General features: G+C 68.0%; 16 protein-coding genes. 7 read left to right on the forward strand and 9 right to left on the reverse strand.

Going from position 1 to position 16,572, the window contains the following annotated elements; genetic code table 11:
• Positions 1–159 precede the first annotated feature (159 nt).
• The 4 genes from recA (at position 160) to ACFDTC_RS03395 (ending at position 5,098) form a co-directional block, all read left to right on the forward strand.
• Positions 160–1,233 (forward strand): recombinase RecA, encoded by a 1,074-nt coding sequence (gene recA, locus ACFDTC_RS03380; protein ID WP_375257457.1) that lies wholly within the window; start codon positions 160–162, stop codon positions 1,231–1,233.
• Positions 1,234–1,571: 338 nt separating this feature from the next.
• A complete protein-coding gene (gene alaS / locus ACFDTC_RS03385) occupies positions 1,572–4,247 on the forward strand; it encodes an alanine--tRNA ligase (protein WP_375257458.1) in 2,676 nt (891 codons plus the stop codon).
• A gap of 3 nt (positions 4,248–4,250) precedes the next feature.
• The gene (locus tag ACFDTC_RS03390) at positions 4,251–4,538 is read left to right on the forward strand and encodes a DUF1330 domain-containing protein (protein ID WP_375257459.1); all 288 of its coding nucleotides are present in this window, start codon (positions 4,251–4,253) and stop codon (positions 4,536–4,538) included.
• Positions 4,538–5,098, forward strand: a complete 561-nt coding sequence (locus ACFDTC_RS03395; protein WP_375257460.1) for an MOSC domain-containing protein — start codon at positions 4,538–4,540, stop codon at positions 5,096–5,098. Before ACFDTC_RS03390 ends, ACFDTC_RS03395 begins: the two co-directional genes overlap by 1 nt.
• A gap of 122 nt (positions 5,099–5,220) precedes the next feature.
• Here the strand turns inward: ACFDTC_RS03395 and typA are convergent, their stop codons facing one another.
• A complete protein-coding gene (typA, locus tag ACFDTC_RS03400) occupies positions 5,221–7,038 on the reverse strand; it encodes a translational GTPase TypA (protein ID WP_375257461.1) in 1,818 nt (605 codons plus the stop codon).
• A 315-nt stretch (positions 7,039–7,353) separates the two neighbouring features.
• On the opposite strand from typA, the gene ACFDTC_RS03405 reads away from it, so the two are divergent.
• Positions 7,354–7,938, forward strand: a complete 585-nt coding sequence (locus ACFDTC_RS03405) for an outer membrane protein (protein WP_375257462.1) — start codon at positions 7,354–7,356, stop codon at positions 7,936–7,938.
• Positions 7,939–8,107: 169 nt separating this feature from the next.
• Positions 8,108–8,680: a hypothetical protein gene (locus ACFDTC_RS03410; RefSeq protein ID WP_375257463.1), complete on the forward strand. Its 573-nt coding sequence runs from the start codon at positions 8,108–8,110 to the stop codon at positions 8,678–8,680.
• A 130-nt stretch (positions 8,681–8,810) separates the two neighbouring features.
• Here the strand turns inward: ACFDTC_RS03410 and ACFDTC_RS03415 are convergent, their stop codons facing one another.
• The 7 genes from ACFDTC_RS03415 to ACFDTC_RS03445 all read right to left on the reverse strand — a co-directional run bounded on the left by ACFDTC_RS03415 (position 8,811) and on the right by ACFDTC_RS03445 (position 15,551).
• Positions 8,811–9,803, reverse strand: coding sequence for an ABC transporter substrate-binding protein (locus ACFDTC_RS03415; protein ID WP_375257464.1), 993 nt, complete (start codon positions 9,801–9,803; stop codon positions 8,811–8,813).
• 70 nt (positions 9,804–9,873) lie between these two features.
• Positions 9,874–10,719 carry an ABC transporter permease gene (locus tag ACFDTC_RS03420; protein ID WP_375257465.1) on the reverse strand — a complete coding sequence of 282 codons (846 nt, stop codon included), beginning with the start codon at positions 10,717–10,719 and terminating at the stop codon, positions 9,874–9,876.
• Positions 10,716–11,636 carry an ABC transporter permease gene (locus ACFDTC_RS03425; protein ID WP_375257493.1) on the reverse strand — a complete coding sequence of 307 codons (921 nt, stop codon included), beginning with the start codon at positions 11,634–11,636 and terminating at the stop codon, positions 10,716–10,718. The genes ACFDTC_RS03420 and ACFDTC_RS03425 overlap by 4 nt, the downstream gene beginning before the upstream one ends.
• 74 nt (positions 11,637–11,710) lie before the next feature.
• Positions 11,711–12,517 carry an ABC transporter ATP-binding protein gene (locus tag ACFDTC_RS03430; protein WP_375257466.1) on the reverse strand — a complete coding sequence of 269 codons (807 nt, stop codon included), beginning with the start codon at positions 12,515–12,517 and terminating at the stop codon, positions 11,711–11,713.
• Between the two features lie 7 nt (positions 12,518–12,524).
• Complete coding sequence (gene hydA, locus ACFDTC_RS03435; RefSeq protein ID WP_375257467.1) at positions 12,525–13,982, reverse strand: dihydropyrimidinase; 1,458 nt, start codon at positions 13,980–13,982, stop codon at positions 12,525–12,527.
• A 97-nt stretch (positions 13,983–14,079) separates the two neighbouring features.
• Entirely contained in the window at positions 14,080–14,304 is a 225-nt protein-coding gene (locus ACFDTC_RS03440; RefSeq protein ID WP_375257468.1) for a hypothetical protein, read from the reverse strand.
• A complete protein-coding gene (locus ACFDTC_RS03445; RefSeq protein WP_375257469.1) occupies positions 14,301–15,551 on the reverse strand; it encodes a Zn-dependent hydrolase in 1,251 nt (416 codons plus the stop codon). The genes ACFDTC_RS03440 and ACFDTC_RS03445 overlap by 4 nt, the downstream gene beginning before the upstream one ends.
• A gap of 155 nt (positions 15,552–15,706) precedes the next feature.
• Here ACFDTC_RS03445 and ACFDTC_RS03450 point away from each other — a divergent pair, with 155 nt between their 5' ends.
• A complete protein-coding gene (locus ACFDTC_RS03450; protein ID WP_375257470.1) occupies positions 15,707–16,357 on the forward strand; it encodes a TetR family transcriptional regulator C-terminal domain-containing protein in 651 nt (216 codons plus the stop codon).
• Here the strand turns inward: ACFDTC_RS03450 and ACFDTC_RS03455 are convergent.
• Positions 16,354–16,572 (reverse strand): ion channel (locus tag ACFDTC_RS03455; protein WP_375257471.1); only part of this gene is annotated, 219 nt, incomplete at its 5' end. The two genes, ACFDTC_RS03450 and ACFDTC_RS03455, sit on opposite strands and share 4 nt — an antisense overlap.

Below are 16,572 nucleotides of genomic sequence, written 5' to 3' on the forward strand. Positions count from 1 at the left end.
TACCCTAAACCTTTTGCTAACCATCCGCGGTCTTTTGTCGACAACAGAATTTACTTGTAATGTTCTCTATTTGGTCTCATGTTCCGGAATGGAACAAGAGGCGAACAGTTTCGGCGATTGCTGCCCGAGGGCGGCTATGGAATAAGGGCGGGACACGCAATGGCAACGGCAGATCTTCTGAGCATGGACAACAAGCGCACCGCGGACAAGCAGAAGGCGCTCGACAGCGCGCTTGCCCAAATCGAACGCCAGTTCGGCAAGGGCTCGATCATGAAGATGGGCGGCGACAACGCCATGCGCGACATCGAGTCTACCTCGACCGGGTCGCTGTCGCTCGACATCGCGCTGGGGATCGGCGGCCTGCCCAAGGGGCGCATCATCGAGGTCTACGGCCCGGAATCGTCGGGCAAGACGACGCTGACGCTGCATGCGATTGCCGAGGAGCAGAAGAAGGGCGGCGTCTGCGCCTTCGTCGATGCCGAGCACGCGCTCGATCCGCAATATGCCAAGAAGCTGGGCGTGAACCTCGATGAGCTGCTGATCTCGCAGCCCGACACCGGCGAGCAGGCACTGGAGATCACCGACACGCTGGTCCGCTCGGGTGCGGTCAGCATGGTGGTGGTCGACTCGGTCGCGGCCCTGACGCCGAAGTCCGAACTCGAGGGCGACATGGGCGACAGCTCGGTCGGCGTGCACGCCCGCCTGATGAGCCAGGCGATGCGCAAGCTGACCGGCTCGATCAACCGCTCGGGCTGCATGGTGATCTTCATCAACCAGATCCGCATGAAGATCGGCGTGATGTTCGGCAGCCCCGAGACGACGACGGGCGGCAACGCGCTCAAGTTCTATTCCTCGGTGCGCCTCGACATCCGCCGCATCGGCGCGATCAAGGACCGCGACGAGGTGGTGGGCAACCAGACCCGCGTGAAGGTGGTCAAGAACAAGGTCGCGCCGCCGTTCAAGCAGGTCGAGTTCGACATCATGTACGGCGAGGGCATCTCGAAGACCGGCGAACTGCTGGACCTCGGCGTCAAGGCCGGCGTGGTCGAGAAGTCCGGCGCCTGGTTCAGCTACGGCGACGAACGCATCGGACAGGGGCGCGAGAACGCCAAGGCCTTCCTGCGCGAGAACAAGCGCGTGGCCTACGAGATCGAGGACAAGATCCGCGCGGCGCACGGTCTTGAGTTCGACATGTCGGCGACGGATGAGGACGAGGATATCGTCGAGGGCTGACCGCCAGCGGCGTATTTCGAAATTGGCGAAGCGGGGCGTCGGAAGCGGCGCCCCGTTTTTCGTATGCGGTCGGGTATTCCGGCGTGACGGATCGCGGGCGCGCTCCGGCGCGCGGCCTGCGCTGCGCCTTCGGGGGCGCTGCCCCCGCCGCGCTGACGCGCGACTCCGCCGGGATATTTGCACGCAGAAGGCGCCGCGTGCGGACCTTTCCCGGCTTTCCGTTCGTCCATGGGCAGGCAGGGCTTGGCGGCGTCTCCCTTGTGCAGCTTATGGACACGGTGGGGCTGCGCCGCTACACCGTCGCCGATGCGCCAAAACCCGCGAGAGGCCCGCCGCCCATGCCCACGCTGAACGACATTCGGTCGACGTTTCTGAACTACTTCGAGAAGCAGGGCCACCGCGTCGTGCCGTCGAGCCCGCTGGTGCCGCGCAACGACCCGACCCTGATGTTCGCGAACTCGGGCATGGTGCAGTTCAAGAACCTGTTCACCGGGGTCGAGACGCGTGACTACAGCCGCGCCACCACCGCGCAGAAATGCGTCCGCGCGGGCGGTAAGCACAACGACCTAGACAACGTGGGCTACACCGCGCGGCACCATACGTTCTTCGAGATGCTGGGGAATTTCAGCTTCGGCGACTATTTCAAGTCCGAGGCGATCCCCTTTGCATGGGAGCTGGTGACCCGCGAATACGACATCCCCAAGGACCGTCTGCTGGTCACCGTGTTCCACACCGACGACGAGGCCGCGGACATCTGGAAGAATGTTGGCGTGCCGGACGACCGGATCATCCGCATCGCGACGGACGACAACTTCTGGCAGATGGGTCCGACCGGCCCCTGCGGCCCCTGTACCGAGATATTCTTCGACCACGGCGACATGTACTGGGGCGGCCCCCCGGGAAGCCCGGAAGAAGACGGCGACCGCTTCGTCGAGATCTGGAACCTCGTCTTCATGCAGTACGAGCAGTTCGAGGACGGCACCCGCCGCGAACTGTCGGCGCAGTCGATCGACACCGGCATGGGGATCGAGCGGGTCGCGGCGCTGCTGCAGGGGACCAACGACAACTATGCCACCGACCTCATCCGCAGCCTGATCGAGGCCAGCGCCGACGCGACCAGCACCGACCCGGACGGGCCCGGCAAGACGCATCACCGGGTGATCGCGGACCACCTCCGCTCGACCGCGTTCCTGATCGCGGACGGGGTGATGCCCAGCAACGACGGGCGTGGATACGTTCTGCGCCGGATCATGCGCCGCGCGATGCGGCATGCGCACATGCTGGGGTCCAAGGACCCGGTCATGCACCGGCTGGTGCCGGCGCTGGTGCGCAAGATGGGGGGACAGTACGGCGAACTCGTGCGAGCGCAGGCGCTGATCGAGGAGACGCTGCGGCTGGAAGAAACGCGCTTCAAACAGACGCTCGACCGCGGGCTGAAGCTGCTCGACGACGAGATGGCGCACCTGCCCGAAAGCGCGGCGCTGCCCGGGGAAACGGCGTTCAAGCTCTACGACACCTACGGCTTTCCGCTGGACCTGACGCAGGACGCTCTGCGCGAGCGCGGCCGCCAGGTCGATATCGGCGGCTTCGACGCCGCCATGGCCGAGCAGAAGGCCAAGGCCCGCGCGGCGTGGTCGGGTTCGGGCGAGGCGGCGGACGCGACCGTGTGGTTCGACATCGCCGAGCGCGTGGGCGCCAGCGACTTCCTGGGCTACGACACCGAGATCGCCGAGGGCCAGGTGCTTGCGCTGGTGCGCGACGGCGCCGAGGTCGATGCGTTGGCCGAGGGCGAGACCGGCTGGGCCGTGCTGAACCAGACGCCGTTCTACGGCGAGGCGGGCGGCCAGGTCGGCGATACCGGCTGGCTGCGCCGCCTCGAGAACGAGGACGAGGGCGCCGAGGTCACCGACACCCAGAAGATGGGCGGCGGAAAGCTGTCGGCCCACCAGGTGACCGTCGGCCGAGGCACCCTGCGCAAGGGCGAAGCGGTGCAGATGGAGGTCGACCACGCGCGCCGCGGTGCGATCCGGGCCAACCACTCGGCCACGCACCTGATGCACGAGGCGCTGCGCCGTGCGCTTGGCGATCATGTGGCCCAGCGGGGCAGCCTCAACGCTCCCGACCGACTGCGCTTCGACTTCAGCCATTCCAAGCCACTGGCGCCGGACGAACGCGCGCGGGTCGAGGCGGAGGTCAACGATTACATCCGCCAGAACGCGCCCGTCTCGACGCGGATCATGACGCCTGATGACGCCCGAGCCATCGGTGCGCAGGCGCTGTTCGGCGAGAAATACGGCGACGAGGTGCGCGTCGTGTCGATGGGCGATCAGCACGGCTCGGGCAAGGGCGCGGACGGGCGGACCTACTCGATCGAGCTTTGCGGTGGCACGCATGTGGCGCGCACCGGTGACATCGGCGCCTTCGTGGTGACGGCGGACAGCGCGTCCTCCGCCGGGGTGCGGCGGATCGAGGCGCTGACCGGCGCCGCGGCGATGCGGCACCTGGCCGAGCAGACCGACCGCCTGGCGCAGGCGGCCGCGGCGCTGAAGTCCGCGCCCGCGGACGTGCCGGACCGTATCCGGGCGCTGCTGGACGAGCGCCGCGCATTGGCCAACGAGGTCGCGCAGCTGCGACGCGAACTGGCCATGTCCGGCGGCGCAGGGCAGGGCGGCGGTGCCGAGGCGCGCGACGTGGCCGGCGTGCCGTTTCTGGCACAGGTCCTGTCGGGCGTCTCTGGCAAGGACCTGCCGGCGCTCATCGACGAGCACAAGACCCGCCTGGGCAGCGGCGCCGTGCTGCTGATCGCCGACGCGGGCGGCAAGGTCGCAGTGGCCTCGGGCGTGACCGAGGACCTGACCGGCCGGGTGTCGGCCGTGGATCTGGTCAAGGCCGCGGTCGAGGCGCTGGGTGGAAAGGGCGGCGGTGGCCGTCCCGACATGGCGCAAGGCGGCGCCAAGGATGCAAGCCAGGCCGACGCGGCGATCGCCGCCGCCGAGGCCGTGATCGAAGGATAGACCATGCCAGCACTCTGGATCGCCCACGTCACCGTGACCGATGACGAGGCCTACGGGAAATACGCCAAGCTCGCCGGGCCGGCCATCGCCGCGCATGGCGGTCGGTTCCTGGCGCGGGGCGGGCGCTTCGTCCAGCTCGAGGGGCGGGAACGTCCGCGCAACGTGGTCGCACGCTTCGACAGCGTCGACGACGCGGTGGCCTGCTACCACTCGGACGCCTACCAGGAGGCGCTGAGCCACGCGCGCGACGCGTCCGAGCGCGAATTGATGGTCGTCGAGATCGAGGACTGATGCAGACCATCGCCGACCTGCAAAGCCGCTTCTTCAGGCCGGGCCGGGTCGTCTGGATCGGGGTGCGCTCTGCGCGCAAGGCCCCGATGCACGGCGTGCAGCGGGTCGAGATCGACGAGACGGGCCTGGTCGGCGATCACGGGCAATCGGCGCAACGCGCCGTGACGCTGCTGCAGGCCGAGCATCTGGCCGTCATCGAGGCGCTGTGCGGCAAGGACATCGTGGTGCCGGAGCTTCTGCGCCGCAACGTGCTGGTGGCGGGCATCAACCTGAACGCGCTGCGCAACCGGCCGATCTGGCTGGGCACCGCGCGGCTCGAAATCACCGGCCCGTGCGCCCCATGCTCGCGCATGGAAGCGGCGCTGGGTGAGGGCGGATACTCGGCCATGCGCGGCCATGGCGGCTGGTGCGCGCGGGTGATCGAACCCGGCATCGCCGCGATCGGCGATCAGCTGGTGCCGGCCGCGGCCGAGCGGCCTCTGGGCCAGGCGGACCAGGCCGCGACGCACGCGCGCGATGCGTCGGTCTCGGTCTTCCGCAATCCGCGCGCCCGGCGCTGACCGCCGCGCGAGCGCATTTCAAGACAGAACGGATAAAGCGCCGCGCCGGAAACGGGCGGCGCGTCGTCCGCGGGCGGCAGGCAAAGCCGATGGCCTGCCTGCCCGACCCGTCAGGCGCGGGATCAGCCCGCGCGCGCGGCGCGCTTGCGCTCGTGCGGGTCGAGGTGCCGCTTGCGCAGACGGACCGCGTTCGGCGTCACCTCGACCAGCTCGTCGTCGTTGATGTAGGCGATCGCCTGTTCCAGCGTCAGCGTCACCGGCGTGGTCAGGCGCACGGCCTCGTCGGTGCCGGAGGCCCGCACGTTGGTCAGCTTCTTGCCCTTCAGCGGGTTCACTTCCAGGTCGTTCTCGCGGCTGTGCTCGCCGATGATCATGCCCTGGTAGATCTTCTCCTGCGCGCCGATGAACATCTTGCCGCGCTCCTCGAGGTTCCACAGCGCGTAGGCCACGGCCTCGCCGTTCTCCATCGAGATCAGCACGCCGGCGCGGCGGCCCGGGATCGCGCCCTTGTGCGGCGCCCAGCCGTGGAAGACGCGGTTCAGCACGCCCGTGCCGCGCGTGTCGGTCAGGAACTCGCCGTGGTAGCCGATCAGACCGCGCGACGGGACAAGCGCGATGATCCGCGTCTTGCCCGCGCCGCCGGGCTTCATCTCGGTCATCTCGCCCTTGCGCGCGCCGGTCAGTTTCTCGATCACGGCGCCCGAGAATTCGTCGTCGACGTCGACCGTGACTTCCTCGATCGGCTCCATCATCTGGCCGTCCTGCTCGCGCATGATGACCTGCGGGCGCGAGATCGACAGCTCGAACCCTTCGCGGCGCATGTTCTCGATCAGCACGCCCATCTGCAATTCGCCGCGGCCCGAGACCTCGAAGGCTTCGCCGCCGGGGGTGTCCTTGATCTTGATGGCGACGTTGCTCTCGGCTTCCTTGTACAGCCGGTCGCGGATCACGCGCGACTGCACCTTCTTGCCGTCGCGGCCGGCCAGCGGGCTGTCGTTGATGCCGAAGGTGACGGTGATGGTCGGCGGGTCGATCGGCTGCGCCTCGAGCGGCTCGTCCACCGCCAGCGCGCAGATCGTGTCGGCCACGGTCGCCTTGGACATGCCGGCCAGCGAAACGATGTCGCCGGCGACCGCCTCGTCGATCTCCTGCGGGCCGAGGCCGCGGAACGCCTGGATGCGCGACACGCGGAACTGCTCGATCTTCTGGCCGTGGCGCGTCAGCGCCTGCACGGTCGCGCCGACCTTCAGCCGGCCGGATTCAACGCGGCCCGTCAGCAGGCGGCCCACGAAGGGGTCGGCGCCCAGCGTGGTGGCGAGCATGCGGAAATCCTCGTCGGCGTGCTTGATCTGGCGCGGCGCGGGCACGTGATCGACGATCAGCCGGAACAGCGCCGACAGGTCCTTGCGCGGGCCGTCCAGCTCGGTATCCGCCCAGCCGGACCGGCCCGAGGCGTAGAGGTGCGGAAAGTCCAGCTGGTCCTCGTCGGCGTCGAGCGCGGCGAACAGGTCGAAGCATTCGTCCAGCGCGCGGTCGGGCTCGGCATCCGGCTTGTCGACCTTGTTGAGCACCACGATCGGCCGCAGCCCCAGCGCCAGCGCCTTCGAGGTCACGAACTTGGTCTGCGGCATCGGGCCTTCGGCCGCGTCGACCAGCAGCACCACGCCGTCGACCATGCTCAGGATACGCTCGACCTCGCCGCCGAAATCGGCGTGTCCGGGCGTGTCGACGATGTTGATCCGCGTGCCCTTCCACTCGACCGAGGTCGCCTTGGCCAGGATGGTGATGCCGCGCTCGCGCTCGAGGTCGTTGCTGTCCATGGCGCGCTCGGCCACGGCCTGGTTGGCGCGGAAGGCGCCCGATTGCTTGAGCAGCTCGTCGACCAGCGTCGTCTTGCCGTGGTCCACGTGCGCGATGATCGCGATGTTGCGCAGGTCCATGCCTGTAATCCTCGTATGTCTGGCTGAGGCGTCGTTCCGCCCGGTGGCGGCGGCGCCGGCCCCAAGGCCGTAATGGCGTGCCGGGGCATTCCCGCCCCGCCTATCGCCATGGCCCGCAAAAGGCCAGAGACAATGCGCCGCTGCCGTTCCGGACGCCGCGTGCCCTGGCCGGCGCCTTCCCGCCGAGACCGGGGCCCGCGCTGCGCGGCGAAGCGCCCATGCGGCGGTGCGGCGGAACCATTGGGCCCGAGCGGCATTGCGTCTGTGGTTCCGGGCAGTTGTAAGAGCCGGACGACTACAAGAAAGAGGACAAAGATGAAGACCAAGGCAATCATCCTTTCGAGCACGATGATCGTGACCGCCGGCGCGGCGTTCGCAGGCAGCCCCACGCCGACCATGCCCGAGCCGGCGCCGATGCAGCCCCCGGTGGTGGTGCAACAGCCGATGGGCACCGACTGGACCGGCGCCTATGCCGGTTTGAGCTTCGGCTCGGCCCGCGTGGACGCGGCCGACGACGAGGAAACCAGCGGCATGTACGGCGTCCACGCCGGCTATGACTACGATTTCGGCAGCTTCGTGCTGGGCGGCGAGCTCGAGTACAGCAGCCTGAACGATCTCGAGGTCGGCGGCGCCGACGTCGACTCCGTCACGAGGCTGAAGCTGCGCGCCGGCGCCGACCTGGGCCAGTTCATGGTCTACGGCACGGCGGGTGCCGCGCGCGTCGACACCAGCATCGGCGAAGAGACCGGCCCCGTGGGCGGTCTGGGCGTCGAGTACATGGCGACCGACAATCTGACGATCGGTGCCGAGTACCTGGCTCATCGCTTCGAGGACATCGACGACACCGACGTGGACGCCGATGCCGACACGATCTCGCTGCGCGGCTCGTTCCGCTTCTAAAGCTCGCGAGCGATCCTGAGGAAGGCGCGCCCCTCGCGGGCGCGCCTTTTTCATGCGCGGATGTCGGGGCGGTTGTCTCGATTTGTCTGCAAGATCCTTCGGACCTTAAACGGCGGGTAATCGCTTGGGCATAGCGTGACGCCGACACGTTTTCTCAAGGAGATTGCCCATGATCCGTCTTCCGCTCGCCGTCGCGTTCGTCGTTGCCACGTCCCCCGCCGCCTGGGCGGTCGACGCGAACGGCGCCATGCAGGCCTACTACGATGCCAGCATCGCCGGGTGGGCGACCGACCCGGTGCTGCTCGACGCGATCGCGCACCAGAACCAGACGACCGCCGGCTACGACGCCGCTACGATCGAGGCGATGGACCAGGCCTGGCGGGCCGAGGTCGGCGCGCCGGACTCGCCGACGATCGACCCGGTGGTGCAGCACCCGGCGTCCGAGTTCCTGCGCGCACGCGTCGCGGAATCCGGCGGCACGATTACCGAGATCTTCGTGATGGATGCCGTGGGGCTCAACGTGGCTTCCAGCGGCATGACCTCGGACTACTGGCAGGGCGACGAGGAGAAGTTCTCGGAAACCTACGGCGCAGGCGCCGGAGCGATGCACTTCTCCGAGATCGAGTTCGACGAATCCAGCCAGTCCTACCAGGCGCAGATCTCGTTCACGCTGACCGATCCCGCCACCGGCGACCCGATCGGCGCGATGACCGTAGGCGTCAACGCCGAATCGCTGATGTAATCCGCCTCCGGCTGGCTGTGGAAGCGACAGCTACCCGGCGGGTCGTCGATCTCACAGTTCCCGACGCGATCCCGAACGAAAAAAGGCCCCGGCAAAACCGGGGCCTTTGGCATTGGCAAGACGCTGCGGATCAGTTCAGCGCCTGGTCCGTGATCGCGTGAGTCCACGCGCCCTCGGGCTCTTGCGTGATGACGGGGTCGGAACCGCCGCCCAGCAGCGTGTCGACCGTCCGCTGGTAGTCGGCGGGGTCGAGCGTGCCGTCCGACCCGGCGGTCAGCTTGGCGATCTCGTTCATCATGCGGATCTGGTGATGCTCGCTCTGGGCGCCGGTCTCGTCGTAGTCGAGCACGATCATCGCGGCTTCCTCGGGGTTCTCCTCGGCCCATTTCCAGCCCTTCATCGAGGCCGCGACGAAGCGCGCCATCTTGTCGACGAAGGCCGGATCCTCGAGGTTTTCCTCGAGCACGTAGAGACCATCCTCGAGCGTCGCGACACCCTGGTCCTCGTACTTGAAGGTCACCAGCTCCTCGGGCGCGACGCCCGCATCGATGACCTGACCGTACTCGTTGTAGGTCATGGTCGAGATGCAGTCGGCCTGGCGCTGCAGCAGCGGGTCGACGTTGAAGCCCTGCTTGAGCACCTCGACCGAGCCTTCGGACGCGCCGTCGGTCTCGATGCCGAGTTGGCTCATCCACGACAGGAACGGATACTCGTTGCCGAAGAACCACACGCCCAGCGTGCGGTTCGCAAGGTCCGCGGGCTCCTCGATGCCGACGTCGCCCCAGCAGGTCAGCATCATGCCGGACGAGGCGAAGGGCTGCGCGATGTTGACCAGCGGCAGGCCGTTCTCGCGCGCGGCCAGCGCGGCGGGCATCCATTCCACCACCACGTCGGCGCCGCCGCCGGCGATGACCTGCGTGGGCGCGATGTCCGGCCCGCCGGGCAGGATCGTGACGTCGAGGCCGGCTTCCTCGTAATAGCCGTTCTCGAGCGCGACGTAGTAGCCGGCAAACTGGGCCTGCGTCACCCATTTCAGCTGCAGCGTCACCTCGTCGTCCTGGGCCAGTGCCGGGGTGGCGGCCAGGCCGAGGCTCGCCGCCGCGGCGTAGAGCGTCTTTTTCATTGTAGTTCCCTCTTGTTGGACTCGTGCATTTTCGTTGTCTTCCTGCCCCGGTTCGCGCCGGGATTCTGTCTTATTTGCGCTGCGACGCGTGCCAGAACGTCGCGCGCCGCTCCAGCAGGGCCACCAGCCCGTAGAACACCGTGCCCGCCAGCGCCGAGACCACGATCGCCGACCATACGAGGCCCAGGTTCAGCTGGCCGATGCTGGTCGAGATCCGGAAGCCCAGGCCCTGCGTAGGAGAGCCGAAGAACTCTGCCACGATGGCGCCGATCAGCGCCAGCGTCGAGCAGATCTTGAGCCCGTTGAAGATGAACGGCAGCGCCGCCGGCAGGCGCAGCTTCAGCAGGGTTTGAGGCCAGGACGCGGCATAGGTGCGCATGAGGTCGCGCTGCATCGCGGACGTATCCGTCAGGCCCGCGACGGTGTTTACCAGCATCGGGAAGAACACCATCAGCACCACCACCGCCGCCTTCGACTGCCAGCCGAAGCCGAACCACATCACCAGGATCGGCGCGGTGCCCACGATCGGCAGCGCGGCCATGAAGTTGCCCAGCGGCAGCAGGCCCCGGCGCAGGTAGTCGTACCGATCGACGAGAAGCGCCACCAGAACCGCCGCGGCGCAGCCCATCAGGTAGCCGGTCAGCGCGCCCTTCAGGATCGTCTGCACGAAGTCGCCCCATAGGATGCCGGCGTTCTCGGCGAAGGTCGCGCCGATCAGCGATGGCGGCGGCAGGATCACGCTGGGCACCTCGAGCCCGCGGACCAGAAGCTCCCACATGGCCAGCACGGTGGCGCCGAAGATCAGCGGGATCGCCAGCCGCGCGGCGGCGCTGCGCCGTGCCGGGCCACCGGCAAGCTGCACGTTGACCGCGAAGCCGATGGCCCAGAGGACGAGCGCGAAGATCACGTAGCTCATGCCGCCATCCCCATCCGCGTCAGCGTGCGCCGTTCCAGCCAGCCGATCGCCCAGACCAGAAGTGCCGCCAGCGCCGCGGCCAGCAGCAGCGCGGCCCAGATCTGCGCCGTCTGGCCGTAATAGCTGCCCGCCAGCATCCGTGCGCCGAGCCCGCCCTGCTGCACCGGCAACTCGCCCACGATGGCGCCGACGAGGCTGGCCGCGATGGCGATCTTGAGCGAGGCGAAGAGGTAGGGCACCGAGGCCGGCAGCCGCAGCTTCCACAGGATCGTCGGCTGAGCGGCGTTGTAGGTGCGCATCAGGTCCATCTGCATCGCGTCGGGGCTGCGCAGTCCTTTCACCATGCCGACGACAACCGGGAAGAACGACAGGTAGGCCGAGATCACCGCCTTGGGCAGCAGGCCCTGGATGCCGATCGAATAGAGCACCACGATGATCATCGGCGCCAGCGCCACGATCGGGATGGTCTGCGAGACGATCGCCCAGGGCATTACGCTCAGGTCCATGACGCGGCTGTGCACGATGCCGACCGCCAGCACGACGCCCAGCGCCGTGCCGATCAGGAAACCCACGAACGTCGCGTTCAGCGTGACCCAGCCGTGGTAGACAAGGCTGCGGTTCGAGAGCGAGCCGGACTGCACGATGCCGCGCCGTCCGAACAGCTCTTCGTCGACGGTTGAGTCGTAAAGTTCGACCAGCACCTGGTGCGGGGCGGGCAGGCGCGGGCGGTCGAGGCTCCAGCTTTCGCCGAGTGCGCCGGGGTTGCGCGCGACCAGCGCGAGGCTGGACTTGTCGCGGCGCGCCACCGCCGAGTCCGGCGAGACCACGACGCCGGCGCGTTCGGCCTGGGTCAGCACCTCCTTCACGTTCATCGGCACCGCCGCCACGTACCAGATCGCGATCAGCGCGATCACCATGGCCAGCACCGGCGGCACGCTCAGCCACCGGGGCCAGCGCCTTGCGGCGCCGCGCGTGGCGATGGTGGCGTCGGTCATTCCTCGTACCCCGCGCGCAGACCCTCGCGGACGCGGTGCGCGATCTCGATGAACTGCGGTGTGTCGCGGATGTCCAGCGGCCGCTCCTTGGGCAGGGGGCTTTCAATCACGTCGGTGATCCGGCCGGGGCGCGGCGACATGACGACGATGTGGGTGGACAGGTACACCGCCTCGGGGATCGAGTGGGTGACGAACGCGATGGTCTTGTCGGTCTTGTCCCAGAGGCGCAGCAACTCCTCGTTGAGGCGGTCGCGCACGATCTCGTCCAGCGCGCCGAAGGGTTCGTCCATCAGCAGGATGTCGGCATCGAAGGCCAGCGCGCGGGCGATGGACGCCCGCTGCTGCATGCCGCCCGACAACTGCCAGGGGAACTTCTTCTCGAACTGCGTGAGCTCGACGAGGTCGAGCACGCGGGCCACGCGCTCGCGCTGCTCGGCCTTGGAAAACCCCATGATCTCGAGCGGCAGGCGGATGTTGCCGCCGATCGTGCGCCACGGATAGAGTCCCGCCGCCTGGAAGACATAGCCGTAGGCGCGCGCGCGCCGGGCTTCGTCGGCGGTCATTCCGTTGACGGTCAGCGACCCGCCGGTCGGGGTTTCCAGCGCCGCGATGCAGCGCAGGAAGGTTGTCTTGCCGCAGCCCGACGGGCCGATGAAGCTGACGAACGACCCCTTGGGGATGTCGAGGCTGATGTCGCGCAAGGCATGCACCGGCCCGTCGTCGGTCTGGAAGGTCAGGTCGAGATGCGAGGCCCGGATGACGGCTGGCTCTGGCGCGGGGGCCATGGCGGGGGCTGCGGACATGGCGCGATCAGACCCCGCTCGCCGGGATGCCCGAGCGTTTGACGGGGCGCGGCGCGGTCAGCTCCTTGAAGGTCGATAGCGCCTTGTTGACCGGCGTGCCCGGCGCGCGCTTGACGAACTTGCCGTGGCCTTCCTCGGTCCGGATCTCGCCGTCGTGCACGGCGACCTTGCCGCGAGTCAGGGTGAAGCGTGGCAGGCCCTTCACGTGCTGGCCCTCGAAGACGTTGTAGTCGATCGCGCTCTGCTGGCTGGAGGCGGTGATCGTCTTCTCCTTTGCCGGGTCCCAGACCACGATGTCGGCATCCGAGCCTACGCGGATCGCGCCCTTGCGGGGATAGCAGTTCAGGATCTTCGCGATGTTGGTCGAGGTGAGCGCCACGAATTCCTCGGGCGTCAGCCGCCCCGTCTCCACGCCGTGCGTCCACAGCATCGGCAGCCGGTCCTCGAGGCCACCCGTGCCGTTGGGGATCTTGGTGAAATCGCCCACGCCATAGCGCTTCTGCTCGGTCGTGAAGGCACAGTGATCCGTGGCCACCACCGACAGCGAGCCCGACATCAGCCCGTGCCACAGGCTTTCCTGGTGCTTGGCATTGCGGAAGGGCGGCGACATCACGCGGCGCGCGGCGTGGTCCCAATCCTGGTTGAAGTACTCGGACTCGTCGAGCGTCAGGTGCTGGATCAGCGGCTCGCCCCAGACGCGCTTGCCCTGCTGGCGGGCGCGGCGGATGGCCTCGTGCGCCTCCTCGCAGCTGACATGCACGACATAAAGCGGCACGCCGGCCATGTCGGCGATCATGATCGCGCGGTTCGCGGCCTCGCCCTCGACCTGCGGGGGGCGGGAATAGGCGTGGCCTTCGGGGCCGTTGTTGCCCTCGGCGAGAAGGCGTGCCGACAGGTCGGCCACCACGTCGCCGTTCTCGGCGTGCACCATCGCGATGCCACCCAACTCGCCCACGCGCTGGAACGACGCGAACATCTCGTCGTCCTGCACCATCAGCGCGCCCTTGTAGGCCATGAAGTGCTTGAACGTGTTGATGCCGCGGTCGCGCACGACGGTCTGCATCTCGTCGAAGACCTGCTCGCCCCACCAGGTCACGGCCATGTGGAACGAATAGTCGCAATTAGCGCGGGTCGACTTGTTGTCCCACATCTGCAGCGCGTCGAGCAGCCCTTGACCGTCGGGGTTGGGAAGGCAGAAGTCCACGACCATCGTCGTACCGCCGGCCAGGCCCGCGCGGGTGCCGCTTTCGAAATCGTCGCTGGAATAGGTGCCCATGAAGGGCATTTCCAGGTGCACGTGCGGGTCGATCCCGCCCGGCATCACGTAGCAGCCGGTGGCGTCGAGTTCGGTGTCGCCCTTGAGGCCTTCGCCGATCTCGACGATCGTGTCGCCCTCGATCAGCACGTCGGCCTTCCAGCTCATGTCGGCGGTGACGACGGTTCCGTTCTTGATGACGGTGCTCATTGCTTTCCTCCCGTGGAGCGATGTCTTTGGCTGCCCGGTGTCGTCGGGCGCGGGGCCGGGCCGTGTCGCGCCGGCGCCAATGGTGTCTTTCGCCGGGTCATGTGCAGACCGGTGCGCCGTCGGCGTCGCTGAGCGGCACGACCGCATCCCCGCCGACGACGTAGTACCAGCACCCGTCGGGGTTCTGGCCGACCTCGCGCGGCGACAGGTCGTCCGGTAGGGCGGCGACGACCTCGGCCGGCACGGCGGACGCATCCTGTGGCTGCGCGGTGCAGGCGGCGAGTGCCGCTAAGGCAAGGCATGCGACGGGCGCGGATCTCATTCCACGATCTCCGCCGTCTCGATGACCGCGTGGAACAGCACGTCGGCGCCGGCGCGCGCCCAGTCCTTGCTGATCTCCTCGGCCTCGTTGTGGCTCAGGCCGTCGACGCAGGGACACATGATCATCGCGGTGGGCGCCACGCGGTTGATCCAGCAGGCGTCGTGCCCGGCGCCCGAGATGATGTCCATGTGGCTGTAGCCCAGCCGTTCCGCCGCGTTGCGCACGGCAGCGACGCAGGTTTCGTCGAACTCGACCGGGTCGAAGCCGCCCACCTTCTCGAACGCTACCTCCAGCTGCATCTCGTCGCAGACCATCTCGGCCTCGGCCCGAAGGCGCTTCTCCATCTCCTCGATCACCGACAGGTCGGGCGAGCGGAAATCGACCGTGAAGACCGCCTTGCCGGGGATCACGTTGCGCGAGTTCGGGAAGACCTCGATATGGCCCGCGGCGCCGACGGCGTGGGGCGCGTGAAGCCACGCGATCTCCTCGACCTTGTCGAGGATGCGCGCCATGCCGAGGCCCGCGTTGCGGCGCATCGGCATCGGGGTGGATCCGGTGTGGCTGTCCTTGCCGGTCACCGTCACCTGCGTCCAGCTGAGGCCCTGGCCGTGCGTGACGACGCCGATATCCTTGCCTTCGGCCTCGAGGATCGGGCCCTGTTCGATGTGCAGTTCGAAGAAGGCGTGCATCTTGCGCGCGCCCACCTCTTCCTCGCCCTTCCAGCCGATGCGCTCGAGCTCGTCGCCGAAGCGCAGGCCCTTGGCGTCGGTCCGGTCGTAGGCCCAGTCCTGATCGTGGATGCCCGCGAACACGCCCGAGGACAGCATCGCCGGCGCGTAGCGGGTCCCTTCTTCGTTGGTGAAGTTCGTCACCACGATCGGGTGCTTCGTATTGATGTTCAGGTCGTTGAGCGAGCGGATAATCTCGAGCCCGCCGAGCACGCCCAGAACGCCGTCGTACTTGCCGCCCGTCGGCTGCGTGTCGAGATGCGAGCCCACGTAGACGGGCAGGGCATCCGGGTCGGTGCCCTCGCGCCGCGCGAACATGTTGCCCATCTGGTCGAGGCCCATGGTGCAGCCCGCCTCTTCGCACCAGCGCTGGAACAGGGCGCGGCCCTCGGCATCGGCGTCGGTCAGGGTCTGGCGGTTGTTGCCGCCCGCCACGCCGGGGCCGATCTTGGCCATCTCCATCAGACTGTCCCAAAGACGGTCGGCATTGACCGTCATGTTCGCCGCTGGCGCTGCCATGCATCTCTCCTGTCGTTCGCCCGGTCGTTGACCGCCGGGCCTTTCGTCTTATTTGACCAATCGGTCAAACAGACGCTACCACGGGACCAGATTCGGTCAAGCGGCTGGCCCGGTTTTCGGGCACCTGCGCGACGATAGGGCAGGGCGGGGCGGTGATGACGAAAATTCCGGCAAATCCGAAAGGCGCCGCTGTCAAGCCGCGCACCCGCATCCAGCGCGCCAAGCGCGAGGCCATTCTCGAGGCGGGCCTCGACGTCTTCTCGGCCGAGGGATTCCGCGGCGCGACGCTGGACCGGATCGCGAAGGCGGCCGGGCTGTCGAAGCCCAACCTGCTGTACTATTACCCTTCCAAGGACGCCATTCACGAGGCGCTGCTGCGCGGGTTGCTGGACACCTGGCTTGCCCCGCTGGGCGCGATGGACCCCGAGGGCGAGCCGCTGGCCGAGATCCTGTCCTACGTTCAGGGCAAGCTGGCCCTGTCGCGCGACTACCCGCGCGAAAGCCGCCTGTTCGCCAACGAGATCCTGCGCGGCGCCCCCAACATGAAGCCCATGCTGCAGACCGACCTGCGGCACATGGTCGACGAGCATGCGGAGATCATCCGCGGCTGGATCGCGGACGGAAAGCTGGCCCCGGTCGACCCGTTGCACCTGATCTTCTCGATCTGGGCGCTGACGCAGCACTACGCCGATTTCGAGGTGCAGGTCCGCGCGGTCATGGGCGAGGATCACGACCCTTTCCCGGGGGCGGCCGCGCATCTCGACACGTTGTTCCGCCGGCTGCTCGCGCCTCAGCCCGGCGCCTAGCCGTCGCGCGCGAAGGGCGCGTTGCCGGACGAGATCTGGAACATGTACGTCCCCGAGGACGTGATGAGCAGGAAGCCGTGGAACGCCTCGACCGCAGTGATCAGGCGCAGGCCCTCGGTCGGCGTCAGCGCGCCGCGGCCCAGCGTCGAGAAGTTCACCAGCGAGAAATAGAAATGGTCGAGGAAGGTCACCGTCTGGTCGGGCTCGGAGGGCTC

The sequence above is a fragment of the Citreimonas sp. genome, assembly GCF_042096055.1.
In the GTDB taxonomy this organism is placed as follows: Bacteria; Pseudomonadota; Alphaproteobacteria; order Rhodobacterales; family Rhodobacteraceae; genus Citreimonas.